The organism is Xenorhabdus sp. IM139775 (assembly GCF_028598745.1).
Lineage (GTDB): Bacteria > Pseudomonadota > Gammaproteobacteria > Enterobacterales > Enterobacteriaceae > Xenorhabdus.
Map to the genome: position 1 here is coordinate 18,301 of NZ_JAQRFK010000005.1, position 23,615 is coordinate 41,915.

A 23,615-nucleotide genomic window follows, 5' to 3' on the forward strand; every position below is an offset into this window, starting at 1 on the left:
TGAAAAATTTATCTGGAAAATTAGTGATAACAGCGTAATTGTTGAAATACCTGCCTGAGTTTTTGATTGCTTTTAATGCCGGGAGACACTTCCACGCCTGAATTAAAATCCAGCCCATGACAACCAAACGTTGCCGCTTGTTGGCAATTTTCAGCATTCAGGCCACCAGCCAAAAGGCTATTTTGTTGAATCTGTGGGTTGATTAACTGCCAGTCAAACGGTTTTCCCGTTCCTCCCGACCCGTTATCCAGCAATAAGTGATCAACCTTAGGAAGATCGGAAAATTCCGTGGCCTTGGACATATCAATTGCTTTCCAAATTTCACAATGTTCAGGTAATACGGAACGCAGGGCATTAATGTAGTTTTCATCTTCATGCCCATGCAGTTGAACTGCGCTGAGTGAAAGTACTTGGGCGGTATCCCGGACAAAATCGATGGGTTGATTTTGAAATACACCAACGTATTGCAGGGAAGCTTCATTGATGATCTGTTGGGCTTTTTGCAGACTGATTCTGCGTGGTGATTTTTCAGCGAAAATTAACCCGCCGTAAACAGCGCCCATCTGCAACGCTGCTTTGGCATCTTGTGGGCGAGTCAGTCCGCAAACTTTATTGTCCCCCAAAATCAGACGGCGTAAAGCAAGGTCTAAATTTTGTTGTGCCATCAAAGAACTGCCAATCAGAAAACCATCGGCAAATTGGCTTAATTCCCGCACTTGGCGATGCTGCTGAATGCCAGATTCACTGATAACGATAGTCCCTTCCGGCAAACCCACAGACAGTTTGCGTGTGCGCGCTAAATCAATGGACAAATCACGTAAATCCCGATTATTGATACCGATAACCTTTGCCCCCAATGCTATTGCCCGTTGTCGTTCATCTTCATTGCTGACTTCGGTCAGGATACCCATATCAAGACTATGTGCCAGTGATGACAGTTCGCGATACGCATCATCATCAAGGACGGAAAGCATCAATAAAATGGCATCGGCCTGATAATAACGCGCGAGATAAACCTGATAGGCATCAATAATAAAATCTTTGCACAGAACAGGCTGATGAACGGCAGAACTGACCATCGGGAGAAAATCATAACTGCCCTGAAAATATTTTTCATCGGTCAGGACAGAGATTGCGGCAGCATAAGGCTGATAAGTTTTAGCAATGCGAACAGGATCGAAATTTTCACGAATTACCCCTTTTGAAGGGGACGCTTTTTTGCATTCTAAAATAAAAACCGTTTGCTTGTGGGTCAACGCCTGATAAAAACGGCGGTGACTGGGAACGATAGCGTCAATAAAACTCGCCAGCGGTTGCTCTGCCTTACGAGTTAACAGATACGCCGCTTTATCATCAACAATTTTTTGTAATACGCTGGATTTCATGATTTAGTCCTTGCCGCCAAAGCGGTGACTTTTTCATAAGCCTGACCGCTGTAAATAGTATTGAGAGCCAACTGCGTATTTTCCCGTAGATCTTCCCGCCCATGAATTTTCATCAACAGGGCTACATTGGCGGCTACGGCATGGGCATGCGCTTTGTTACCGTGACCTTGTAATAACATAGCCAACATATTGCGATTTTCTTCCGGTGTTCCGCCTTTCAGGGAAGAGATGGGATGGCTCGGCAAACCAAAATCGGTTGCCGTTAACTGATATTGGGTAATTTCACCCTGATTAAGTTCTGCAACCTGAGTGGGGGCATGTAAGGCAACTTCGTCCATGCCTCCGCAGTGTACAACAGCAGCACGCTGATAACCCAAGGCCTGTAAAGTATGGGCGATAGGTTCAACTAACTCAGGGACATAGACTCCGATGAGCGACACCGAGGGCCGGGCTGGATTGATCAACGGGCCAAGCACATTAAATAATGTTCGCGTTTTTAATTGCTGACGAACTTGCACTGCATGCCGGAATCCACTGTGATATTGAGGGGCAAACAGGAAACAGACACCAATATCATCAAGGGCACTGCGTGATTCTTCTGCTCGGGAATCCAAGGCAATGCCGAATGCAGCTAATAAATCAGATGATCCCGATCGGCTGGAGATACTGCGGTTTCCATGCTTTGCCACCTTAAGGCCGCAGGCAGCAGCAACAAAGGCGCTGGCCGTTGAAATATTGATACTATTTGTGCCATCTCCACCGGTGCCGACGATATCACAAAATGGGTAATCAGGACGAGGGAAGGGAGCGGCGTTTGCCAAGAACGCTTGGGCTGCGCCGGCAATTTCTTGTGGCTGTTCACCACGCAGTTTCAGGCTAATTAATACCGCAGCCAATTGTGCATCGCTCAATTCCCCCCGGATCACGGCGGTGAATAGTTGTTGGCTTTCTTGTTGAGTCAGTGTCTGAGCACTGAATAATTTGTCGAAAATCAACTGCATGTTCCCATTCCTTTATGTTTAACGCCTTTAATTTGATACTTTTAAACTCACGACCTTTAAATCCAAATGATTAGTTCAAGGCCCATGTCAGAGTTTGTTCAAGCAGTTTGGCTCCCCGTGCGGTCAAAATAGATTCGGGGTGGAACTGAAATCCACAGACTTTGTGCTTATCATGGCGTACCGCCATCACGGTATCACCACATGATGCAGAGACAGTCAGCGTGGCAGGAACCTCCATCGCCGTAAGAGAGTGATAACGAGCGACAGGCAAAGGATTTGGCAGGCCGGAAAACATCCCTTTACCATCATGGGTCGCCGGCGTCGCTTTGCCATGCAGGATCTCCTGGGCGGCAGAGATTTTTCCCCCATAAGATTCAATAATCGCCTGATGTCCAAGACAAATGCCGATGATCGGGATCCGGCCTGTGACTTGCCTGATTAATGCAGGCATGCAGCCCGCGTCTGAAGGTTTCCCCGGACCAGGGGATAACATTAAAAGAGGGGATTCCATTTCGCTAAGTTTGGCAATAATGATGTTTATCGGCACCGTATTACGGTAAATAACGACATGGTGACCATGGGTGCGCAATTGATCCACGAGGTTATAAGCGAACGAATCGATGTTATCGAGCAGGAGAATATTAGCCATTAGAATGTCACCTCTACATGATGGGCTTGGGCTATCGCATGAATCACGGCCCTGGCTTTGCTGTGAGTTTCATCGACTTCTGACTGGGGAACGGAATCCAAGACTACGCCAGCGCCAACCTGAACTATAGCTTGGCCGTCTTTCACATAGGCTGAACGGATCACAATACAGGTATCAAAATCCCCCTTGCCAGTGAAGTAACCGACGGCCCCGCCGTAGCTGTCTCGCCGTTCACCTTCATATTCTGCAATGAGCTGCATGGCCCGGATCTTAGGTGCTCCCGTCAGGGTGCCCATATTCATGCAGGCTTGATAGGCGTGAAAAATATCCAAGTCATGGCGGAGTGTCCCGACAACACGGGAAACCAGATGCATAACAAATGAATAGCGATCGACTTTGGTTAAATCGGCAACATATCGACTGCCCGGTTCACAGATACGGGCTAAATCGTTGCGGGCCAGATCAACCAGCATCACATGTTCAGACATTTCCTTGGCATCTGTACGCATTTCCAACTCAATTCGGCTATCGAGATCGGCGTCCAGTTCCCCGTTGTCATTTCGCCCACGTGGCCGAGTACCCGCGATTGGATAGATTTCAATCTGGCGGTTACTGGCATCGTATTTAAGCGCGCTTTCCGGTGAAGCACCAAACAGACAAAAATCCTGATCTTGCATAAAAAACATATAGGGGCTTGGATTTTGTTTCTTTAAAGCATGGTAAGCGTTCAGTGGAGAAGGGCATGGCAAGATGAAGCGACGTGATGGCACCACCTGAAAAATATCGCCCTGACGGATAAATTGCTGTAATTTCCGCACGATATTCGCGTATTGCTCATCACTTTGATTATCATCAATCGTAATGTCGGGCAATGTGACAGGTGAGAGCGGCGGAAGTGATCCTGAAATGGTTGCGGCTAGCGTGGTCAGGCGTTCGTTAAGGCGTTCTCTTTCTGCATCGGATGTGCCAAATAGGGTAGTTTGCAGGCGTGAATACTCACTCCGATGGTCGATCACCAATAACGTTTCGGCGAGATAAAAACAAAAATCAGGGCAGCGTTGGTGATTTTTGACCGTGGGTAATCGTTCAAATCCTGCGACTAAATCATAAGCAAACAATCCACCAACGAAAATGGCGTCGGGCGATGCCGAGAAGGTGGCCAATGCTGCCAGAGCACGCAAGGCGTCAAAAATGGAACCGGATTTTAGCCGGCTGTCTTCGTCCAGATTGTGCTCAACAGCAGGAAATTCTGCTCGCATAAGCTGAGGCTCTATAGCTAATTGGGCTTTGCCTGAAAGTAAATCAGCGAGTACAGGGATCAGGTTTTGGCCATTTTCGCTGAGGGCTTCGAAAGTCACTTGACGCCCGTTGGCGGTAATGCGCATGGCACTATCGATGATCAAGATGCTTTTGATATTATTTTTACTGCGAATTTCAGCCGATTCCAGCAATAATGTTGACGGACGATCACGGCAAAGTTGATGAAAAAGTAGTGTTGGATCTGTCTGATAGTGAGTATCTATCTGATTTATGGAAATATTAAATTCTTTGTCAGTCATTTTTATATCCCGTCTTTGATTTTATCCGTAAAACATATGTTATAAAAAACGTTATAAAAAACCCGCCTCTTTGGGCGGGTTTTGGCACTTGCGTATCTGCATTTATGTGCGTGAGCCAACCGCCCTGAATGGGAAGTTGTGCCACCAACGACTGACTTGTATGGTTTGCATAAATAAGCTCATTTTCGAGTGCCCTATCTGTTCAATGTTTTTTTGGTGAAGCGTGTTTTAGTTAACTATTGTACTAGTAAATTGGATCACCATTCACTTGTCAATGATTTTTTATGTCTTATGTCTGTAGAAATGAGATAAGGTGAAGGTTATTATCCCCTCCCACCCAATAAGACAGGTAAAAAAACAATGATTGAAGCCGCCAGTGAAATGACAAAACGCTATGACCTTCATAGCCATACGACTGCTTCAGATGGCGTTTTATCACCTGAGCAGCTCGTGGATAGAGCCATTTCTATGGGTGTTGATGTATTAGCCATTACCGACCATGATACGACGGCAGGTATTCCGTCGGCTTTAAATCATATCCAGCAAAATAATTTGCCATTAACGTTGGTATCCGGCGTTGAAATTTCGACATTATGGCAAAATCTGGAAATTCACATCGTTGGTTTAGATATTGATGTCAACGAGATTTCCTTAAGAAATCTTTTGGCTAATCAGGTTGATTTAAGAAAACAGCGCGGTGTTGAAATTGGGCGTCGATTAGCCAAAGCAGGTATTCCTGACGCTTGGGAAGGTGCATCTCAATTAGCGAATGGCGGGCAAGTCACCCGTGGCCATTTTGCCCGTTATTTGATTGAAGCCGGCATTGAACCCACGATCCAGAAAGTGTTCAAAAAATATCTGGCAAAGGGAAAAATCGGTTATGTCCCTCCGCAATGGTGTACAATTGAGCAGACTATTGAAACCATTCACCAAGCCGGTGGACAGGCTGTCATTGCCCATCCGGGCAGATATGATTTATCAATGAAATGGCTGAAACGATTAATAGCTTGGTTTAAACAACATGGCGGTGATGCAATGGAAGTTGCACAGTGCCAGCAAGCCCCTAATGAAAGGCAGCAACTTGGTCGATTGGCAAGAGAATATGGACTGAAAGTATCATTAGGATCGGATTTTCACCAACCTTGTTCATGGATAGAACTTGGGCGCAATTTGTGGTTACCCGGTGATGTTGTACCGATATGGCACGATTGGTCACGGATTGGGACTGCATAGAAGTATAGAGGTTATGTTATGAGCCAGTTTTTTTATATCCACCCTGACAATCCACAAGCCCGTCTTATCGACCAGAGTGTGGAGGTACTGAAAAAGGGCGGAATTGTCATCTATCCTACGGATTCGGGTTATGCCATTGGTTGTTGCCTTGAAAATAAGGATGCTATGACTCGTATATGCCGTATTCGCCAATTGGAAGGACGTCATAATTTTACCTTGATGTGTCGTGATTTGTCTGAAATTGCCACTTATGCCCATGTGGATAATCAGGCGTTCAGGTTGATTAAAAATAATACGCCAGGCAATTACACCTTTATTCTACAGGCGACAAAAGAAGTTCCGCGTCGCTTAATGAATGAAAAACGCAAAACTATTGGTCTGCGTGTTCCTTCCAATCCTATCGCGTTGGCATTATTGGAAAAGATGAGTGAACCACTGATGTCATGTAGCTTGATTCTGCCCGGAAATGATTTTGCTGAGTCTGATCCTGAAGAGATTAAGGATACTTTGGGTAAACAAGTTGATTTAATTATTAACGGTGGTTATCTTGGGCAGCAACCGACGACGGTAGTGGATTTAACTGGGGATTCCCCCGCCATTCTTCGCGAAGGCGAAGGTGATATAATCCCTTTTTTATAAAGTATACAATTTAATTTTTATTTAATATTACGACGCCTGTGAAGGCGACAGTAGAGGTTGCTCAATGAGCGATAAAACAGAAAAGTTACAAAAAATTCTCGCGCGTTCTGGTCATGGTTCCCGTCGCGAAATCGAAGGGTATATCCAACAAGGACGTATTAGCGTTGATGGTAAGCTCGCAACGTTGGGTGATCGAATCGAAGTTAAGCCCTCAATCAAAGTTCGTCTGGATGGACGGATCTTAAATATCAAGGAACCACAGAAAACAGTTTGTCGTGTTCTGGCTTATTATAAACCGGAAGGTGAACTGTGTACCCGCCACGATCCTGAAGGTCGTCCGACTGTGTTTGATCGTCTGCCCAAAATGCAAGGCGCACGCTGGATTGCGGTAGGGCGTCTGGATATCAATACCAGCGGGTTGTTGCTGTTTACGACCGATGGGGAATTGGCTAACCGCTTGATGCACCCAAGCCAGGAAGTTGAGCGTGAGTATGCAGTTCGCGTGTTTGGTGAAGTGGATAATGCAAAACTCCGTCAATTAACGCAAGGTGTACAACTGGAAGATGGTCCGGCGTCATTTAAAACTGTCGCGTTTAAAGGCGGAGAAGGGATCAACCAATGGTACAACGTCACGTTGACAGAAGGTCGTAATCGCGAAGTCAGACGTTTGTGGGAAGCCGTTGGTGTGCAGGTTAGCCGTCTGATCCGTGTGCGTTATGGCGATATTGATCTGCCGAAAGGGTTGCCGCGTGGTGGCTGGACTGAATTGGGATTGGAACAGACTAACTATTTACGTCAGTTGGTGGGTTTGGGCGAAGAGATGGTGACCAAAGTTGCTGTTGGGCGTGATCAACGTCGCGTCAAGGCTAATCAGATCCGTCGTGCAGTAAGACGACATGCTCAGGTTGCATCCCGCCCGGCGGGGAAACGTCCTGCAAGCAGCTCTCGTCAGAATGCAGGGAAGAAGACGACATCTAAAGGTCGTTAACACCCTTAAGCCGCTGTTTCAGTCTGTATCAGCATTTATGCTAATCAATATTGAAACAGCGGGTTCATTTACCAATCAACGCCTTTTTGTGCCTTGATTCCGGCATTAAACGCGTGTTTTACCGGACGCATTTCTGTTATCGTATCAGCATATTCCAGTAGTTCTCGGTGGCATCCTCTGCCGGTAATAATCACACTTTGATGGGCAGGGCGCTGTTTGAGGGCGGCCAGAACATCGGTAAGCGCTAAGTAACCGTAACTGACCATATAGGTCAATTCATCCAGTACAACAAGGTGCAATGAGGGATCAGATAACATTGCCACCGCGTGTTTCCATGCCGTTTGGCAGGCAGCCGTATCAGATTCACGATTTTGCGTCTCCCAAGTGAAACCGGTTGCCATTACATGAAATTCAACCCCATGCTGTGCCAGTAAGTTCCTTTCGCCGCTTTCCCATGTCCCTTTAATGAATTGGATAACTCCGGCACGCTGCCCATGCCCGATTGCACGCGTTACTGTACCCAATGCCGCCGTGGTTTTTCCTTTACCGTTTCCGGTGAATATCATGACAATCCCCCGCTCTTGTTGTGCTGCTTCAATGCGGGCATCGACTTTTTCTTTCAGGCGTTGCTGCCTTTTCTGGTACTGGCTGTTATCTCTGATCATTATTCGGCAGGCCCTGCTTTGCGACCGGGTTGGGCATCAAAACTGATGCCGGAATCATTTCGGCTGTCATCTCCCATGACATAAAGATAGACAGGCATAATATCCGCGGGTGTCTTTAACTTAGCGGTGTTTTCATCAGGAAAAGCACTGGCTCGCATATTGGTGCGTGTTCCACCCGGATTGATGCAGTTAATGCGCAGGGAAGTATTCCGATATTCTTGTGCCAAAACCTGCATTAGTCCTTCGGTGGCAAATTTAGAAACAGCGTAAACTCCCCAACCACTTCTGCCTTCGCGACCGACACTGGAGCTGGTAAATACCAAAGAGCCACGGGGGGATTTCAATAATAAAGGGAGCAATGCCTGAGTCAGCATAAAAGTGGCATTGACATTCACTTGCATCACTTCATGCCAGAGTTGAACAGGTTGTTCTGCAATGGGGGCAACAATGCCCAGAAGCCCGGCGTTATGCAAAACACCATCCAGATGTGAATAACGCAGCGCCAGATCGTTAACGAAAGTTTGACACTCTTCTGCGGTGACCATCAGCAGATCCATCGTATAAATATCAGCAGGTAAACCGCCATCACTTTCAATTTTCTGCCTGACGGCGTCCAGTTTTGCGGTAGTACGTCCCAGTAAAATAACCTGTGCACCGTAGCGGGCATAAGTCAGTGCGGCTTCACGGCCAATGCCATCACCGGCACCGGTCACGAGAATAATTTTCTGTTTCAGCAGATTGCTGTTGGGTTGGTAATCAAACATCGGACAATCTTCCTGTATTGCTTGTGGATCTATGACTTGCCATTTTAATAAAAAAACAGCAAAAGAGTAGCACTCCAATTGAAGCGGGGTTAAGTAAACTGTTAGAGCAAGGCCCCGGGTTTTTAGTTAGAATGAAAAATATTGTTCATCATAAATTAATCAAGGTGGATCTGTGGAATATTTATCTCTATACGGATTGTTCTTAGCCAAAGTGCTCACGGTAGTCTTGGCAATAGTCGTTCTGGCAGTCGTTTGTATCGGATTAGGTGTACGTAAAACAATGCAAAAAGGGGAGTTAAAGCTGACTAATCTTGGTGAGTCATACAAAGAAAAGCAGCGTCAGATGCAGCAAGCGCGAATGAGCGAAGCAGAACAAAAAATCTGGCAAAAGGCATTAAAAAAGCAGCAAAAACAGGATGCCAAACAGAAAAAAACGCAAGCCAAAGCAGGGCAGAAAGGTTTACAGAAACCGAACCTTTATGTTTTGGATTTTAAAGGCAGTATGGATGCTCATGAGGTGGAATCTCTCCGCGAAGAGATCAGCGCAGTACTCGCGGTGGCAGACAAAAAAGATGAAGTTTTACTGCGTCTGGAAAGTCCTGGTGGTGTGGTTCATGGGTATGGGCTGGCAGCCTCTCAATTGGTGCGTTTGCGGCAGAAAGGGATACGCCTGACAATTGCGGTGGATAAAGTCGCAGCAAGTGGTGGTTATATGATGGCTTGCGTGGCGGATCGCATTATTGCTGCACCGTTTGCGATTATTGGTTCTATTGGTGTGGTAGCTCAATTACCCAATATTCATAAGTTATTGAAGAAAAATGATATTGATGTGGAACTGCATACGGCTGGTGAGTACAAACGCACTTTGACTGTTCTGGGCGAAAATACTGAACAGGGACGCAAAAAATTTCAGGAAGATCTGAACGAAACGCATAAGTTATTCAAATCATTTATCCATCAACATCGTTCCTCTTTGGATGTGGAAAAAGTTGCTACGGGTGAATATTGGTATGGCACACAGGCAAAAGAGAATGGATTGATTGATGACGTGGGTGTCAGTGATGATTTTCTGATTGAAAAAATTGAACACTGTGACGTGATTGGCGTCAATTATTCTCGCCGTAAACGTGTTATGGAACGTTTTATGGGAAGCGCGATGGAGAACGTTGACAAATTGTTTATGCGTTGGTGGCAAAGGGGAGAAAAACCTTTGCTGTAACGGAAACATCCGTTATTACCGCCATCGTAGCATAATATACGTGTAACAAATAATATGCGGGTAATAAATAGAGGTGATTTTGTCATATCCTTTATTATTGCCCGCTTATTTATTGATGATTTACCCATCAGTCAAGAAGGGCGTTTTTTAATCGACCAAATGATATTTTTCGGATAATATATGCGCTAAATGTTTAAACATATTAAACACAGCGGTACTTTTTGTCGTAGGTAATCCTGCTTCATCCAGAAAAAACTCTCCCCGAAATACGAATACTCCACCTTTTTGTTCTACACTTTCTGCGTACATTCCCGGTATAAAATCTTCATGTGCCTTAATGATTTCATTTGCTTTTTTTAGTAACTGATCTTGCTTAATAGGCATGGTTCCAGTTTTCATTTATTGTGCTCCTTCAAAAAATAAGTTGTTGCGCATCGTTTTTTATCAGGTAGAGTGTGGGCTTTTCGTCATGCAGATGGAAGATTTTGTTTACAACTGTTAAATCATACAATTGCATGGCCTGTGTAGGTATATAAAATACCCTAAATATTTCAAAGGGTTTTGCGCTTAAGCAAAAGCACAAGATAAAAATTAGTTGATATCTTGCAAATCTATCGCAATATAAAAAGAGGTTTTATTTTATATATCGCAACATAACGCCGTGATTTTCGCCATCTGAAAAGAAGATAATTAGGTAAAGGTAACTATGGCTAAAGCTCTTGTTATAGTGGAGTCCCCGGCAAAAGCCAAAACAATCAATAAATATCTGGGGAATGACTACGTTGTAAAGTCTAGTGTAGGTCATATCCGTGATTTGCCGACGAGTGGAACAGCGAGTCAAAAGAGTTCAAGCTCATCTACCGATAAGAATAAAAAGAAAGTCAAAAAAGATGAGAAAACGGCGCTGATAAGTCGTATGGGCATCGATCCCTATGACGGTTGGGAAGCAAACTATCAAATTTTGCCCGGCAAAGAGAAAGTTGTTTCAGAACTACAAACGCTGGCTGAAAAAGCCAATCACATTTATCTTGCAACGGACCTTGACCGCGAGGGAGAGGCTATTGCATGGCACCTGCGGGAAGTGATTGGTGGGGATAATTCCCGTTTCAGTCGGGTTGTATTCAATGAAATTACCAAAAATGCCATCACACAGGCTTTTGATAATCCCGGTGAATTAAATATTGATCGGGTTAATGCTCAACAAGCGCGCCGTTTTATGGATCGCGTGGTGGGCTATATGGTGTCACCGTTACTGTGGAAAAAAGTGGCCAGAGGGTTATCCGCAGGGCGGGTTCAATCTGTCGCCGTTCGTCTTGTGGTTGAACGGGAACGTGAAATCAAGGCATTTGTGCCGGAGGAGTATTGGCAACTGCATGCGGATTTAATGGCGAAGGGTGATATTGCTCTCCATATGGAGGTCACCCATGAGAAAGGAAAGCCATTTAAACCCGTCAGCGCGCAACAAACACACACAGCACTATCTCTGCTTGAAAAAGCGAGATACAACGTGATTGAGCGTGAAGATCGCCCGACATCCAGTAAACCGAGTGCCCCGTTCATTACCTCGACCTTACAGCAAGCCGCTAGTACACGGCTCGGGTTTGGGGTCAAAAAAACCATGATGATGGCGCAACGTCTATACGAAGCCGGGCATATCACTTATATGCGTACTGACTCGACTAATTTAAGTCAGGATGCGTTGGAAATGGTGCGCGGTTACATCAGCCACCATTTTGGTGATAACTACTTGCCGAAAAGTGCCAATGTATACAGCAGCAAGGAAAATTCTCAGGAAGCCCATGAGGCGATCCGGCCTTCTGATGTTGATGTCATGGCAGAAGCGCTGAAAGATATGGAAGCGGATGCGCAAAAATTGTATCAGCTTATCTGGCGTCAGTTTATCGCTTGTCAAATGACACCGGCCAAATATGATTCCACGACACTGACTGTTCAAGCCGGTGATTTTGAATTACGTGCCAAAGGCCGTATTCTGCGTTTTGACGGTTGGACAAAAGTGATGCCGGTTTTGCGCAAAGGAGATGAAGATCATACTCTGCCGGCCATTGAAGTGGGAACCGAGCTTGATTTGCAACAGTTGCTGCCAAGCCAGCACTTTACCAAACCGCCAGCGCGTTTCAGTGAAGCATCCTTGGTCAGGGAGCTGGAAAAACGCGGAATTGGCCGTCCATCGACCTATGCATCAATTATCTCAACCATTCAGGAACGAGGGTATGTTCGTGTTGAAAACCGTCGGTTCTATGCGGAGAAAATGGGTGAAATCGTCAATGATCGTTTGGAAGAAAATTTCAATGAATTGATGAGTTACAATTTTACGGCAAGAATGGAAGACCAACTCGATCATGTCGCCAATAATGAAGCGAATTGGAAAGGGATCTTGGACGAATTTTTCTCCAATTTCAGCGGGCAGCTTGATATTGCCAGTAAAGACCCAGATGAAGGTGGAATGCGCCCTAATCCGATGGTGATTACATCGATTGCATGTCCGACTTGTAGCCGTCCGATGGGCATTCGTACGGCAACAACAGGCGTATTTCTGGGCTGCTCTGGTTACGCGTTGTCACCTAAAGAGCGATGCAAGCAGACGATTAACCTTATCCCGGAAAATGAAATTTTAAATATTCTGGAAGGGGAGGATGCTGAAACCAATGCATTGCGCGCTCGTTGTCGCTGTAAAAAGTGTGGTACAGCGATGGACAGTTATTTGATTGATAACCAGCGTAAATTGCATGTGTGCGGTAATAACCCAGAGTGTGATGGTTATGAAGTTGAAGAAGGTGAATTCCGTATTAAGGGCTATGATGGCCCAATCGTTGAGTGTGATAAGTGCGGTTCAGAAATGCACCTGAAAATGGGGCGTTTTGGTAAATACATGGGCTGTACAAACGAAGAGTGCAAGAATACCCGTAAGATCTTGCGTAATGGAGAAGTGGCGCCACCGAAAGAAGATCCAGTCCCGTTACCTGAACTGGCCTGTGAAAAATCGGATGCCTACTTTGTCTTGCGTGATGGTGCAGCAGGGGTATTTTTAGCGGCCAACACTTTTCCTAAGTCTCGCGAAACTCGTGCACCATTGGTTGAGGAGCTTGTTCGGTTTAAAGAACGCTTGCCGGAAAAATTGCGTTACTTAGCACAAGCACCGGTTGCTGATCCTGAAGGAAATAAAACGGTAGTCCGTTTTAGCCGTAAAACTAAACAGCAATACGTTTCTTCGGAGAAAAATGGCAAGGCGACCGGATGGAGTGCATTTTTTGTTGAAGGGGCTTGGGTTGTGAAAGAGAAGTAATCTATCTGATAATGAATTTGTGCATTATACCCGCATTTATGGGGTATATTCATAGAAATATATTTAGAGAGATATTTCTTTTTTAGTGAGAAATGTAACTTTTCTTTCTAAAAAGCCGGCCCTGTGGGCTGGCTTTTTTTGTATTTTAATAAAATTAAAACACAATATATCTATAACAGGCGCTTGATAGTAGTTACTCAACCTAATTATTTGTTATATAAATATATAGCAAGTGTTATAGTGGTTATATACTGACAAAAATATATTCTATATAGTTATAAGTGAGTCACCATTAGCAATATAGAAATTAATTAAACTACAAGACATTCATACAGTTGATTATTAGGGACAGTGTTGACATGAAACTACAGCAATTGCGTTATATTGTAGAGGTGGTTAATCACAATCTAAATGTATCTTCTACAGCAGAAGGGTTGTATACCTCTCAACCGGGGATCAGCAAACAGGTCAGGATGCTCGAAGATGAATTGGGGATTCAGATATTTGCCCGCAGTGGTAAACATTTGACGCACGTGACTCCGGCTGGTGAAGAAATTGTCCGTATTTCACGTGAAGTGCTGTCAAAAATTGATTCAATTCGTTCTGTTGCCAGTGAACACACCTATCCCGATCGCGGTTCTTTATATATAGCGACCACCCATACGCAAGCCAGATATGCTTTACCTCCGGTTATTAAAGGTTTTATTGCACGTTATCCCAATGTATCACTGCACATGCACCAAGGCTCTCCAACTCAGATTGCGGAAGAGGTATGCAAAGGGAACAGTGACTTTGCGATAGCAACAGAAGCGCTTCATCTTTATAGCGATCTGATTATGTTGCCTTGTTATCACTGGAACCGTTCTGTTGTGGTGACAAAAGATCACCCGCTTGCGAATAGACAGAACGTAACGATTGAAGAATTGGCCGAATACCCGATTGTCACCTATACCTTTGGTTTTACCGGACGCTCAGAGCTGGATGTGGCTTTTGATCGGGCTGGTTTGAAACCTAAAATCGTTTTCACGGCAACAGATGCTGATGTGATTAAGACTTATGTGCGGTTAGGGCTAGGGGTTGGTGTGATTGCCAGTATGGCGATAGAACCTGTGCAGGACAGCGATCTCGTGCGTATTGATATGCGGGATAAATTCAGTTACAGCACAACCAAGATCGGCTTTCGGCGCAGTAGTTTCCTGCGTAGTTATATGTATGATTTTATTTGGCGCTTTGCGCCGCATTTGACGCGTGATGTTGTGGATAAAGCCATTGCATTACGCTCCAATGAAGAAATCGAAGAAATGTTCAAAGATATTGATTTACCGATAGTATAAGAAACAGTTTAAAGCATGGCTTAAATATGAAACCACCTCCTGAGAAATAAGGAGGTGGTTGCCCTTCATCTTCGCCCTGAATCCATAGAGTCACTTTTCTGTACCTATATTGTGTATTTTCATATAGTTAGCTAATTCTTTATCGCCAGCCCTTTTACTTTCGCACAAGGCGGTATAAACGCCACATTGATCACCAAGGCTTCTAAGGCCAGTTTAGTTTCATCATTGGTTAAAATTTTGTGACACCGTAACAATGAACAGCCGTATAATTCCAGATAGGTACGGCATTTTCATTTTACGTGGGATATACATAGGTTTATTGCTCCGAGTTAAGGTTAGGATCACTGATGAAGCTATCTTTAATATGATGAAGTTGAAACGACAATTATTTCATGCTCCTTTGGGAAGCAGCGTCTTGAATTCACCATTGAAAAAACCATCCGCATCTTTTATTGAAATTTTTTGGTTTTTAAGGATGAAATTATTTAAGGCTGCTTTGATATCCTGATTCTCCAGCGCGTGATAATTAAATAATGAAACACAAGAAGAGTAAGTGAATCCAACATTAATATTTTCCTTAGAGGCACAGTTCGATGTCATTTCCGCGTTGGTTCTGTCAAAATCTATTTTATACAGTTTCATTTTGGGCACATACATAACCTGATCTTCAATGCCAACAGCCTCAATGACACTGGCTAATGTGAGTGTGGAGTAATGATCTCCATTTCGTTTTAACCCTAACCTGATGGCATCCCCTTGTTTTTGCAGAAAATCAGAAAAACTTTTCAAGCTGGGGGAGTTGGCATTCAAAATAATATCCATGATGAGTTGGAGTAAATTTGTTGCAATCGAAATGCCTTTCATTTCATGTTGATAAGTTTGACTTTCAATATTCATGACGCTCATCAATGGCAGTTTTGCCATGATATCTCCCCAGAATTGAATATCAGTCTTATATTCTTTGCCGTGAATCTGGGTATATTGGGCGATGTAGCCAGCCGCTATTGAAGAAAGCGCTATCTGTATTTTCTTGATTTCATCCAGTTTCCGTATGACATTGGCTTTGTCGACAATATTTGAGGTAATAATAAATTGAACAAGGCCGTCGGTATCGCTAAGTTGATAGTCCGACAAAGAAAATTTAGGGTTAATACCCGCCGAAAAGAACCGATCGGCTTGTTGTATATGGCTTAGATAATGTTGGTATTCTTTTTTTCCTGTATCCATCACTTAATCTCCAATAAATTCATTATAGTGATACACCCAACGTACAGAACTTCCTGATTTCTCGCGTGAATAAAACATATCTGCTTTAGGTGTGTCATCATTAAAATTTATCAACAAATGAGAATTTACAACCAGTTAACAAAATGCGTGACAATGGAATAACAAATATTTGCTTATATGTTATGTTTAATGATGTAGCTGACCATAAATAATAAGAAAGGAGGAGTTATGTCGTTGAGATTGAAAACAGACTGTGCTTCAACACTCTTGATTGGAAGCAAAACGAGTGACAATGAATCTATTGGTAGTAAGCCCTCTGGCAGTAAAACCTATCACTATTACAGTTTACCTCTGTTATCTGAACAATTGGGCGAGATATCCCGCTTGCCGAAATCCCTGAAAGTCCTGCTGGAAAATCTCCTGCGCAACATGGATGGTGAATCTGTTGTGGAAGATGATTTGAAAGCGTTGGTGGCATGGCAAAAAACCGGTCATGCAAACCGAGAAATTGCGTATCGTCCCGCCCGTGTACTGATGCAGGATTTTACGGGTGTACCGGCGGTCGTGGATCTTGCGGCGATGCGGGAAGCAGTGTTGAAACTCGGTGGAAATGTCGAACAGGTCAATCCGTTATCCCCGGTTGATTTGGTGATTGATCACTCGGTAATGGTTGATAAATTTGGCACTGAGCAGGCATTTTCAGAAAACGTTCAGATAGAGATGGCACGCAACTATGAACGTTATCTGTTCTTACGCTGGGGGCAGCAGGCTTTCAATCGTTTCCGCGTTGTCCCTCCTGGAACGGGGATTTGCCATCAGGTTAACCTTGAATATCTGGGGAAAGCCGTCTGGCATGAAAATCAGGATGGTAAAAATTTTGCCTATCCTGATACGCTGGTCGGAACGGATTCTCATACCACCATGATTAATGGATTAGGTGTTCTGGGCTGGGGCGTTGGAGGCATTGAAGCCGAAGCCGCCATGCTGGGGCAACCCGTTTCTATGCTGATCCCAGATGTTGTTGGCTTTAAACTGACCGGAAAATTGCAGGAAGGGATCACAGCAACCGACCTTGTACTGACTGTGACACAGATGCTGCGCAAGCACGGTGTGGTGGGCAAATTTGTTGAATTTTATGGTGATGGATTATCTGATTTGCCGCTGGCAGACAGGGCAACCATTGCCAACATGTCTCCTGAATATGGGGCAACTTGCGGTTTCTTTCCGGTCGATGACATTACATTAGATTACATGCGCTTAACCGGGCGTCATGAAGAAGAAATCGCGTTGGTTGAAGCCTATTGCAAAATTCAGGGCTTATGGCGTAACGCGGGTGATGAGCCGGTTTTTACAAGTACGCTTGCGTTGGATATGTCAATCGTTGAAGCCAGTCTGGCCGGACCGAAACGTCCTCAGGACAGAGTTGCATTGGGAGATGTACCACAGGCTTTTCAGTCTGCTACAGAGTTGGATCTCCATAAAACGCAAACGCATTTATCAGCAGTATCGGTGACCTTAGATAACCAAACCTTTTCACTGCAAGAAGGGGCTGTAGTGATTGCCGCTATTACTTCTTGTACCAATACCTCTAATCCCAGCGTATTGATGACGGCGGGCTTACTCGCTAAAAAAGCGGTTGAAAAAGGTTTGCAGCGTCAACCGTGGGTTAAAACTTCACTGGCTCCCGGTTCGAAAGTCGTCACAAGTTATCTGGAACTGGCCGGTTTCATGCCCTATCTGGAACAACTGGGTTTTAATTTGGTCGGGTATGGTTGTACTACCTGTATTGGTAATTCTGGGCCATTGCCTGATCCGATTGAAGCCGCAATCAAGCAATCTGATCTCACCGTTGGGGCGGTGCTTTCCGGTAACCGCAATTTTGAAGGACGTATTCATCCGCTGGTGAAAACAAACTGGTTGGCATCACCGCCGCTGGTGGTGGCTTATGCGCTTTCCGGCAGTATGAAAAAGGATTTGACGCGGGAGCCTATCGGGACAGATCAACAAGGCAATGATGTTTATTTGAAAGATATCTGGCCTAATAGTGCAGAAGTTGCGGAAGCGGTTGGAAAAGTCAGAACTGAAATGTTCCATAAAGAATACCATTCTGTGTTTGATGGTGACGAAAGTTGGCAATCCCTGAGTGCCGAAAGTTCTGCAACTTATGTCTGGCAGCCGGATTCCACCTATATACGGCATCCTCCTTTCTTCAGTGACATGACGGCTGAACCTAAACCCGTTACAGATATTCATCAAGCCCACATCTTGGCGATCTTAGGCGATTCAGTCACGACGGATCACATTTCTCCGGCGGGAAATATCAAGGCTGACAGTCCTGCCGGACGTTACTTGCAACAGCACGGCGTTGCACCAAAAGATTTTAACTCTTATGGCTCAAGGCGTGGTAATCATGAAGTGATGATGCGAGGAACGTTTGCCAATATTCGTATCCGCAATGAGATGGTATCAGGGGTTGAAGGAGGATATACCCGTCATATTCCCTCACAATCCCAACTCGCCATTTATGATGCTGCCATGCGTTATCAAGAGGAAAAAATCCCCTTAGCCGTTATTGCGGGTAAAGAATATGGTTCAGGATCAAGCCGTGACTGGGCTGCAAAAGGGACAAGATTACTGGGAGTTAGCGTTGTGATTGCAGAATCTTTTGAACGTATTCATCGTTCTAACTTGATTGGTATGGGGGTCTTGCCATTGGAATTTCCTCAAGGTGTTAGTCGCAAGACATTAAACCTGACAGGAGAAGAGAGAATTGATATTACAGGCTTAGCTCATATTCAGCCGGGGCAGACCATTGCGGTGAAGATAACTTATGCCAATGGACAGGAAATTGTGATTGATGCCCGTTGCCGTATTGATACGGGAACAGAACTGGCCTATTTCTATCATGATGGTATTTTACATTATGTTATTCGTAATATGCTGAAATGACAAAAAACTGAAATAAGTGTCCATCAGAAAAAATAAAAACTGCGTCCACACCGACGCAGTTTTTTTGCAGATCTGACGAAAAGCAATGAGAAAATGTTTAGTTTGATTTTGGCAGCAGGTGACCCATTCGGCTGGCTTTGGTATCTAAATAGTACGCATTTTGGGGATTACGCCCCACAATCAGCGGGACACGTTCGACAATATTGATACCCGCTTCTATCATGATCTCAACTTTTTTAGGGTTGTTGGTAAGAAGGCGAACGGCATTAATATCCAATAACTTATACATATCTGAACACAGGGTAAAATCCCTTTCATCCGCAGCGAAACCTAACTGATGGTTGGCCTCAACGGTATCAATACCTTGATCCTGCAAAGCATAGGCACGAATTTTATTCAGCAGGCCAATATTGCGACCCTCTTGGCGGTGATAAAGTAAAATACCACGACCTTCCTGACTAATTTGCGCAAGCGCGGCTTCTAATTGAAAACCACAGTCGCATCTCAGGCTGAATAAAGCATCTCCAGTAAGGCATTCTGAGTGAATACGCGACAAGACAGGTTTATCGCCAGAAATATCGCCGAAAACAAGGGCAACATGATCGCGGCCCGTTTTGATTTCTTCAAATCCAATCATTAAAAACTCGCCCCAGGGCGTAGGTAATTTTGCTTCAGCTACTCGTTTTAGCTGTATTTTTGTATTCATATGTTGATTTGACTCGTTATAAATATTGTGTACTCAGAACAATACCGGTTGAGAAATCAGCTAAAACTACGCAGAAAAATTTCTCTGATTACAACGCATGCACGCTGACGCATTGTAACAGAAATTATTAATATGCATGAATATAAAGCGTCAGGTTGTTTAATGGGAAACCCATTAACATGCTAAACTATAGGCAGATTTTTGCAGATGTACTCCTCATAATAAGAGGAAAATAGAGGGAAATCTGCGTTTGTTGCAATAAATTGCTTCCTTTACGTAGACGTGCGTAGACGAGAAATGCTAATTTAACACGCCACTATGTCTGTTATTTGGCATAACCCATCAGCAACGATAGATAACAGGAAGAAATGTGAAATATTTTCTGATCTTATTACTGGCACTGGCCGTTTTTGTTATCTCAGTGACACTGGGAGCGAATAATAATCAGATTGTGACGTTTAATTATTTGATTGCCAAAGGTGATTATTCTGTATCTACATTGCTGGCTGCGTTGTTTGCAGTTGGCTTTATCCTCGGTTGGGGCATTTGTGGGGCTTTTTACCTGCGCACGTGTGTTGCTTTGCGGCAGGCGAAACGCAAAATCAAGCGACTGGAAACCCAAGTGGGGAAGCCATCTGAATCATCCACAAAGGCCGTATCTACCGTAGCATTAACCAAGGAATAATTCTCCATGTTAGAGCTGTTGTTTCTGTTGCTTCCCATTGCTGCGGCTTATGGCTGGTATATGGGGCGCAGAAGTGCTCAACAAGACAAACAGCAATCGGCTGATCGCCTTTCACGTGAATATGTTGATGGTGTTAATTTTTTACTCTCTAATCAGCAGGATAAGGCAGTAGATCTATTTCTTGACATGCTGAAAGAGGACAGTTCTGCATTCGAGGCCCACCTGACACTGGGAAATCTGTTCCGTTCCCGTGGTGAAGTTGAAAGAGCCATCCGTATTCACCAATCCCTGATGGAAAGCGCTTCCCTGACATTTGAACAGCGTTTACTTGCGATCCGGCAACTTGGGCAAGATTATATGGCCGCCGGAGTCTATGACCGCGCTGAGAACATGTTTGTTCAGCTCATTGACGAAACAGATTTCCGTGAAAGCGCCTTCAATTCCTTGCTAACCATCTACCAGTCAACCAGTGACTGGAATAAAGCCATTGATATCGCTGAAAAACTCGTAAAACTGGGCAAACACCATTTTCGGGAAGAAATTGCGCATTTCTATTGTGAATTGGCCCTGCAATGTATGGGAAGTGACGATTTTACTGATGCGATCGGTTATTTGAACAAAGCGTCCCAAGCAGACAAAAATTGTGCCCGTACTTCTATTATGCTTGGCCGTATCTATATGGCCCAAGGGGAATATCTTAAAGCAACCCATGCGCTGAAACGTATTCTCGATCAGGATAAACAACTGGTCAGTGAATCTTTGCCAATGTTGCAAGAATGTTACCATCAGCTCTCCCTGCCGGATGAGTGGCAATCTTTTGTCCAGCGCTGTGTAGACGAAAAGTGTGGTGCGATCGCTGAACTTCATCTGGCTGAGATCCTTGAGAAAAAAGAAGGGCGTGAAGTTGCTCAAATATACATTAACCGTCAGTTGGAACGCCATCCAACAATGAGACTATTTTATCGTTTGATGGATTACCATCTGGCAGAGGCAGAAGAAGGGCGTGCGAAAGAAAGCCTGATCCTTTTGCGTAATATGGTAGGTGAGCAAATCTGCACGAAACCTGATTATCGATGCCATAAATGTGGCTTCACTTCCCGCTCGTTATATTGGCATTGTCCATCATGCCGTTCTTGGGATTCGATTAAACCGATCCGAGGATTGGATGGTCAGTGACACTGTCACGATTAATTAATAAATCAAAGGGCCTGAAAATGACTTCCCATACAATTCAAACTTTAGATAAACAGATTGACTCGCCTGTTATTGTTGCACTGGATTATGATAATCAGGAAGCCGCGCTGGCATTTGTCGATAAAATCGATCCACAATCCTGTCGTCTGAAAGTGGGTAAAGAAATGTTTACCCTGTATGGCCCGCAATTTGTTCAGACGCTGCATCAGCGTGGTTTTGATGTGTTTTTGGATCTTAAGTTCCACGATATTCCCAATACAACGGCAAGAGCCGTTGCGGCTGCGGCTGAATTAGGCGTCTGGATGGTTAATGTTCATGCGAGTGGTGGTGCGAGGATGATGACCGCCGCTAAAGAAGCATTGTTGCCTTATGGTAAGGATGCACCCCTGTTAATTGCTGTTACCGTGCTGACCAGTATGGAACACGCTGATCTAGCAGGCACCGGAATTAATGTGGCACCGGCTCAACAGGCTGAACGTCTGGCATTATTGGCTAAGCAGTGTGGCTTAGAGGGTGTCGTCTGTTCAGCACATGAAGCACAGCAGTTGAAAACAGTATGTGGCCAAGCATTCCAACTTGTTACACCGGGTATTCGTCCTGAAGGCACAGAAGCGGGCGATCAACGTCGGATTATGACCCCCCCTCAGGCGGTTCAGGCAGGGGTGGACTATATGGTGATCGGGCGGCCAATTACCAGAGCTGAAAATCCCGCACTGGCATTAGCGCAGATTAATCAATCGATTGGAGTCATTCATGGATAATAACTCCCGCTTGGTTTATTCGACGGAGAGTGGCCGCATTCAGGAAGAAAAAATAACTCCTGCTCGTCCGAAAGGTGATGGGGTTGTGCGTATTCAGCGCCAAACCAGTGGCCGTAAAGGGAAAGGGGTTTGTGTGATCAGGGGCATCGATGCCGATGACCAAACGTTGGCTGACTTGGCAGCCGAATTGAAGAAAAAATGCGGCTGTGGCGGTTCTGTCAAAGAGGGTGAAATTGAAATCCAAGGTGATAAGCGTGATTTGCTGAAACAATTGCTGGAAGCAAAAGGAATGAAAGTCAAATTGGCCGGAGGCTAAATCCAATTTGTTATAAGCAAGCTATGCAGTTTATTGGCTGTATAGCTTGTTAGTCAGACTAAAAAATTTGAGTCATAATATGTGCGGCGGCAGCTAATACGTCAGGGCGGGCACGGGCTTGTTTATCATCTGGCTGAGTGAAGTAAGTGACCAAAACTAATGGTGCACGTTCGGGCACCGGCCAAATTACCGCAATATCATTGGTTGTACCGTAATCGCAGCGGCCTGTTTTATCTCCCACAATCCAACCCTTGGGGACTCCTGCTTGAATGCTGGCTCTACCGGTTGTATTTCCTTTTAACCATTCAGCTAATTGTTCACGTTGCGCTGTCGCCAAAGCATTTCCCAACACTAAATGAGATAAACTTTTTGCCATGGCTTGCGGGGTGGAAGTATCGCGTTCATCGCCTGGCACGACGTTGTTTAATTCAGGTTCTTGGCGATCGAGACGAAAATAATGGTCACCGATAGTACGGGCAAATTTCGTGACACCATCTGGGCCATTCAATTGATTAACAAGCAGATTCATCGCGGTATTATCACTATATTGTAGTGTTGCGGCGCTCAATTCTGCCAACGTCATACCCTCTTTGAGATGTTTTTCTGTCACTGGGCTGTATTCAACAAGATCTGCTGATTGATAGTGAACTCGCTGGTTTAATAAGTGAGCATCTGTTTCGCTTTTTTTCAGAATTGCTGATACCGCCATCAACTTACTGGTGCTGCATAGAGGAAAACGCTCGTTTGCACGGTAAGTGAGGGTAGAGTGATCAGATGTGTCTATCAATACTGCCCCAAGCCGGCCATTAGCTTTCTTCTCCAACATGGCAAGCTGGTGGATGATCTCATTTGTCTTTTTTGAAGGTGATGTTTCATTCTGGTGAATAATTTGATTTTTATGAGCAGTTGCACTGACTGGGAGAGTGAATAATCCTCCCAGTAAGGAAGCAAGGACGGTCGTAAAACCAATCCGGTTCAATGAAGAAAACAGCATGTGGGAGTCCTTATAAAACTGCCGCCATAAATGGCGGCAGAGA

The 23,615-nt window shown here is 44.7% G+C and carries 21 protein-coding genes and 1 other annotated feature; of the genes, 11 read left to right on the forward strand and 10 right to left on the reverse strand.

Annotated elements, in window-relative coordinates; all coding sequences use genetic code 11:
• Window positions 1–20: 20 nt before the first annotated feature.
• From trpCF to PSI17_RS01875, 4 genes are all read right to left on the reverse strand, one after another.
• Window positions 21–1,385 (reverse strand): bifunctional indole-3-glycerol-phosphate synthase TrpC/phosphoribosylanthranilate isomerase TrpF, encoded by a 1,365-nt coding sequence (gene trpCF / locus PSI17_RS01860; protein WP_273550320.1) that lies wholly within the window; start codon window positions 1,383–1,385, stop codon window positions 21–23.
• Window positions 1,382–2,386, reverse strand: coding sequence for an anthranilate phosphoribosyltransferase (gene trpD, locus PSI17_RS01865; RefSeq protein WP_273550321.1), 1,005 nt, complete (start codon window positions 2,384–2,386; stop codon window positions 1,382–1,384). Before trpD ends, trpCF begins: the two co-directional genes overlap by 4 nt.
• Window positions 2,387–2,456: 70 nt before the next feature.
• On the reverse strand, window positions 2,457–3,035 hold the full coding sequence (locus tag PSI17_RS01870; protein WP_273550322.1) for a glutamine amidotransferase-related protein: 579 nt from the start codon (window positions 3,033–3,035) through the stop codon (window positions 2,457–2,459).
• Entirely contained in the window at window positions 3,035–4,594 is a 1,560-nt protein-coding gene (locus PSI17_RS01875) for an anthranilate synthase component 1 (RefSeq protein ID WP_273550323.1), read from the reverse strand. The genes PSI17_RS01870 and PSI17_RS01875 overlap by 1 nt, the downstream gene beginning before the upstream one ends.
• A 52-nt stretch (window positions 4,595–4,646) precedes the next feature.
• Window positions 4,647–4,747: a sequence feature (Trp leader region), on the reverse strand.
• A gap of 207 nt (window positions 4,748–4,954) precedes the next feature.
• Here PSI17_RS01875 and rnm point away from each other — a divergent pair.
• The 3 genes from rnm to rluB all read left to right on the forward strand — a co-directional run bounded on the left by rnm (window position 4,955) and on the right by rluB (window position 7,454).
• Entirely contained in the window at window positions 4,955–5,827 is an 873-nt protein-coding gene (gene rnm, locus PSI17_RS01880; RefSeq protein WP_273550324.1) for an RNase RNM, read from the forward strand.
• An 18-nt stretch (window positions 5,828–5,845) separates the two neighbouring features.
• Window positions 5,846–6,466, forward strand: coding sequence for an L-threonylcarbamoyladenylate synthase (locus tag PSI17_RS01885; protein ID WP_273550325.1), 621 nt, complete (start codon window positions 5,846–5,848; stop codon window positions 6,464–6,466).
• 64 nt (window positions 6,467–6,530) lie between these two features.
• Complete coding sequence (rluB, locus tag PSI17_RS01890) at window positions 6,531–7,454, forward strand: 23S rRNA pseudouridine(2605) synthase RluB (RefSeq protein WP_273550326.1); 924 nt, start codon at window positions 6,531–6,533, stop codon at window positions 7,452–7,454.
• A gap of 68 nt (window positions 7,455–7,522) precedes the next feature.
• Here the strand turns inward: rluB and cobO are convergent, their stop codons facing one another.
• Both cobO and PSI17_RS01900 read right to left on the reverse strand, forming a co-directional pair.
• Window positions 7,523–8,119 carry a cob(I)yrinic acid a,c-diamide adenosyltransferase gene (cobO, locus tag PSI17_RS01895; RefSeq protein WP_273550327.1) on the reverse strand — a complete coding sequence of 199 codons (597 nt, stop codon included), beginning with the start codon at window positions 8,117–8,119 and terminating at the stop codon, window positions 7,523–7,525.
• Window positions 8,119–8,883, reverse strand: a complete 765-nt coding sequence (locus PSI17_RS01900; protein ID WP_273550328.1) for a YciK family oxidoreductase — start codon at window positions 8,881–8,883, stop codon at window positions 8,119–8,121. The genes cobO and PSI17_RS01900 overlap by 1 nt, the downstream gene beginning before the upstream one ends.
• Window positions 8,884–9,055: 172 nt before the next feature.
• Between PSI17_RS01900 and sohB the strand changes: the two genes are divergently transcribed.
• Window positions 9,056–10,102, forward strand: a complete 1,047-nt coding sequence (gene sohB, locus PSI17_RS01905) for a protease SohB (protein WP_273550329.1) — start codon at window positions 9,056–9,058, stop codon at window positions 10,100–10,102.
• Between the two features lie 147 nt (window positions 10,103–10,249).
• Here the strand turns inward: sohB and PSI17_RS01910 are convergent, their stop codons facing one another.
• On the reverse strand, window positions 10,250–10,501 hold the full coding sequence (locus PSI17_RS01910) for a YciN family protein (RefSeq protein ID WP_273550330.1): 252 nt from the start codon (window positions 10,499–10,501) through the stop codon (window positions 10,250–10,252).
• Window positions 10,502–10,808: 307 nt separating this feature from the next.
• On the opposite strand from PSI17_RS01910, the gene topA reads away from it, so the two are divergent.
• Together topA and cysB are read left to right on the forward strand one after the other, a co-directional pair.
• A complete protein-coding gene (gene topA / locus PSI17_RS01915; protein ID WP_273550331.1) occupies window positions 10,809–13,406 on the forward strand; it encodes a type I DNA topoisomerase in 2,598 nt (865 codons plus the stop codon).
• Window positions 13,407–13,765: 359 nt separating this feature from the next.
• Window positions 13,766–14,740: an HTH-type transcriptional regulator CysB gene (gene cysB, locus PSI17_RS01920; RefSeq protein WP_273550332.1), complete on the forward strand. Its 975-nt coding sequence runs from the start codon at window positions 13,766–13,768 to the stop codon at window positions 14,738–14,740.
• Window positions 14,741–15,130: 390 nt separating this feature from the next.
• Here the strand turns inward: cysB and PSI17_RS01925 are convergent, their stop codons facing one another.
• Entirely contained in the window at window positions 15,131–15,967 is an 837-nt protein-coding gene (locus tag PSI17_RS01925; RefSeq protein WP_273550333.1) for a hypothetical protein, read from the reverse strand.
• 228 nt (window positions 15,968–16,195) lie between these two features.
• Between PSI17_RS01925 and acnA the strand changes: the two genes are divergently transcribed.
• Window positions 16,196–18,916, forward strand: a complete 2,721-nt coding sequence (acnA, locus tag PSI17_RS01930) for an aconitate hydratase AcnA (RefSeq protein ID WP_273550334.1) — start codon at window positions 16,196–16,198, stop codon at window positions 18,914–18,916.
• A gap of 97 nt (window positions 18,917–19,013) precedes the next feature.
• On the opposite strand, the gene ribA is transcribed toward acnA, so the two are convergent.
• Entirely contained in the window at window positions 19,014–19,622 is a 609-nt protein-coding gene (gene ribA / locus PSI17_RS01935) for a GTP cyclohydrolase II (RefSeq protein WP_273550335.1), read from the reverse strand.
• Between the two features lie 370 nt (window positions 19,623–19,992).
• Here ribA and PSI17_RS01940 point away from each other — a divergent pair, with 370 nt between their 5' ends.
• The 4 genes from PSI17_RS01940 to yciH are packed head-to-tail and all read left to right on the forward strand — an operon-like array spanning window position 19,993 to window position 22,578.
• Window positions 19,993–20,307: a LapA family protein gene (locus PSI17_RS01940; protein ID WP_273550336.1), complete on the forward strand. Its 315-nt coding sequence runs from the start codon at window positions 19,993–19,995 to the stop codon at window positions 20,305–20,307.
• A 6-nt stretch (window positions 20,308–20,313) separates the two neighbouring features.
• On the forward strand, window positions 20,314–21,483 hold the full coding sequence (gene lapB, locus PSI17_RS01945; protein WP_273550337.1) for a lipopolysaccharide assembly protein LapB: 1,170 nt from the start codon (window positions 20,314–20,316) through the stop codon (window positions 21,481–21,483).
• 38 nt (window positions 21,484–21,521) lie between these two features.
• A complete protein-coding gene (pyrF, locus tag PSI17_RS01950; protein WP_273550338.1) occupies window positions 21,522–22,262 on the forward strand; it encodes an orotidine-5'-phosphate decarboxylase in 741 nt (246 codons plus the stop codon).
• Window positions 22,255–22,578: a stress response translation initiation inhibitor YciH gene (yciH, locus tag PSI17_RS01955; protein ID WP_273550339.1), complete on the forward strand. Its 324-nt coding sequence runs from the start codon at window positions 22,255–22,257 to the stop codon at window positions 22,576–22,578. The genes pyrF and yciH overlap by 8 nt, the downstream gene beginning before the upstream one ends.
• A 58-nt stretch (window positions 22,579–22,636) precedes the next feature.
• On the opposite strand, the gene bla is transcribed toward yciH, so the two are convergent.
• Window positions 22,637–23,572, reverse strand: a complete 936-nt coding sequence (gene bla, locus PSI17_RS01960; RefSeq protein WP_273550340.1) for a class A beta-lactamase — start codon at window positions 23,570–23,572, stop codon at window positions 22,637–22,639.
• Between the last annotated feature and the right edge of the window lie 43 nt (window positions 23,573–23,615).

Bases quoted from the DNA above. Each gene is read 5' to 3' on its own strand.
- pyrF (WP_273550338.1), top strand. From the start codon at position 21,522: ATGACTTCCCATACAATTCAAACTTTAGATAAACAGATTGACTCGCCT.
- PSI17_RS01885 (WP_273550325.1), top strand. From the start codon at position 5,846: ATGAGCCAGTTTTTTTATATCCACCCTGACAATCCACAAGCCCGTCTT.
- rluB (WP_273550326.1), top strand. From the start codon at position 6,531: ATGAGCGATAAAACAGAAAAGTTACAAAAAATTCTCGCGCGTTCTGGT.
- PSI17_RS01900 (WP_273550328.1), bottom strand. From the start codon at position 8,883: ATGTTTGATTACCAACCCAACAGCAATCTGCTGAAACAGAAAATTATT.
- PSI17_RS01870 (WP_273550322.1), bottom strand. From the start codon at position 3,035: ATGGCTAATATTCTCCTGCTCGATAACATCGATTCGTTCGCTTATAAC.
- PSI17_RS01875 (WP_273550323.1), bottom strand. From the start codon at position 4,594: ATGACTGACAAAGAATTTAATATTTCCATAAATCAGATAGATACTCAC.
- PSI17_RS01910 (WP_273550330.1), bottom strand. From the start codon at position 10,501: ATGAAAACTGGAACCATGCCTATTAAGCAAGATCAGTTACTAAAAAAA.
- cysB (WP_273550332.1), top strand. From the start codon at position 13,766: ATGAAACTACAGCAATTGCGTTATATTGTAGAGGTGGTTAATCACAAT.
- lapB (WP_273550337.1), top strand. From the start codon at position 20,314: ATGTTAGAGCTGTTGTTTCTGTTGCTTCCCATTGCTGCGGCTTATGGC.
- ribA (WP_273550335.1), bottom strand. From the start codon at position 19,622: ATGAATACAAAAATACAGCTAAAACGAGTAGCTGAAGCAAAATTACCT.
- PSI17_RS01925 (WP_273550333.1), bottom strand. From the start codon at position 15,967: ATGGATACAGGAAAAAAAGAATACCAACATTATCTAAGCCATATACAA.
- acnA (WP_273550334.1), top strand. From the start codon at position 16,196: ATGTCGTTGAGATTGAAAACAGACTGTGCTTCAACACTCTTGATTGGA.
- cobO (WP_273550327.1), bottom strand. From the start codon at position 8,119: ATGATCAGAGATAACAGCCAGTACCAGAAAAGGCAGCAACGCCTGAAA.
- rnm (WP_273550324.1), top strand. From the start codon at position 4,955: ATGATTGAAGCCGCCAGTGAAATGACAAAACGCTATGACCTTCATAGC.
- trpD (WP_273550321.1), bottom strand. From the start codon at position 2,386: ATGCAGTTGATTTTCGACAAATTATTCAGTGCTCAGACACTGACTCAA.
- bla (WP_273550340.1), bottom strand. From the start codon at position 23,572: ATGCTGTTTTCTTCATTGAACCGGATTGGTTTTACGACCGTCCTTGCT.
- yciH (WP_273550339.1), top strand. From the start codon at position 22,255: ATGGATAATAACTCCCGCTTGGTTTATTCGACGGAGAGTGGCCGCATT.
- topA (WP_273550331.1), top strand. From the start codon at position 10,809: ATGGCTAAAGCTCTTGTTATAGTGGAGTCCCCGGCAAAAGCCAAAACA.
- trpCF (WP_273550320.1), bottom strand. From the start codon at position 1,385: ATGAAATCCAGCGTATTACAAAAAATTGTTGATGATAAAGCGGCGTAT.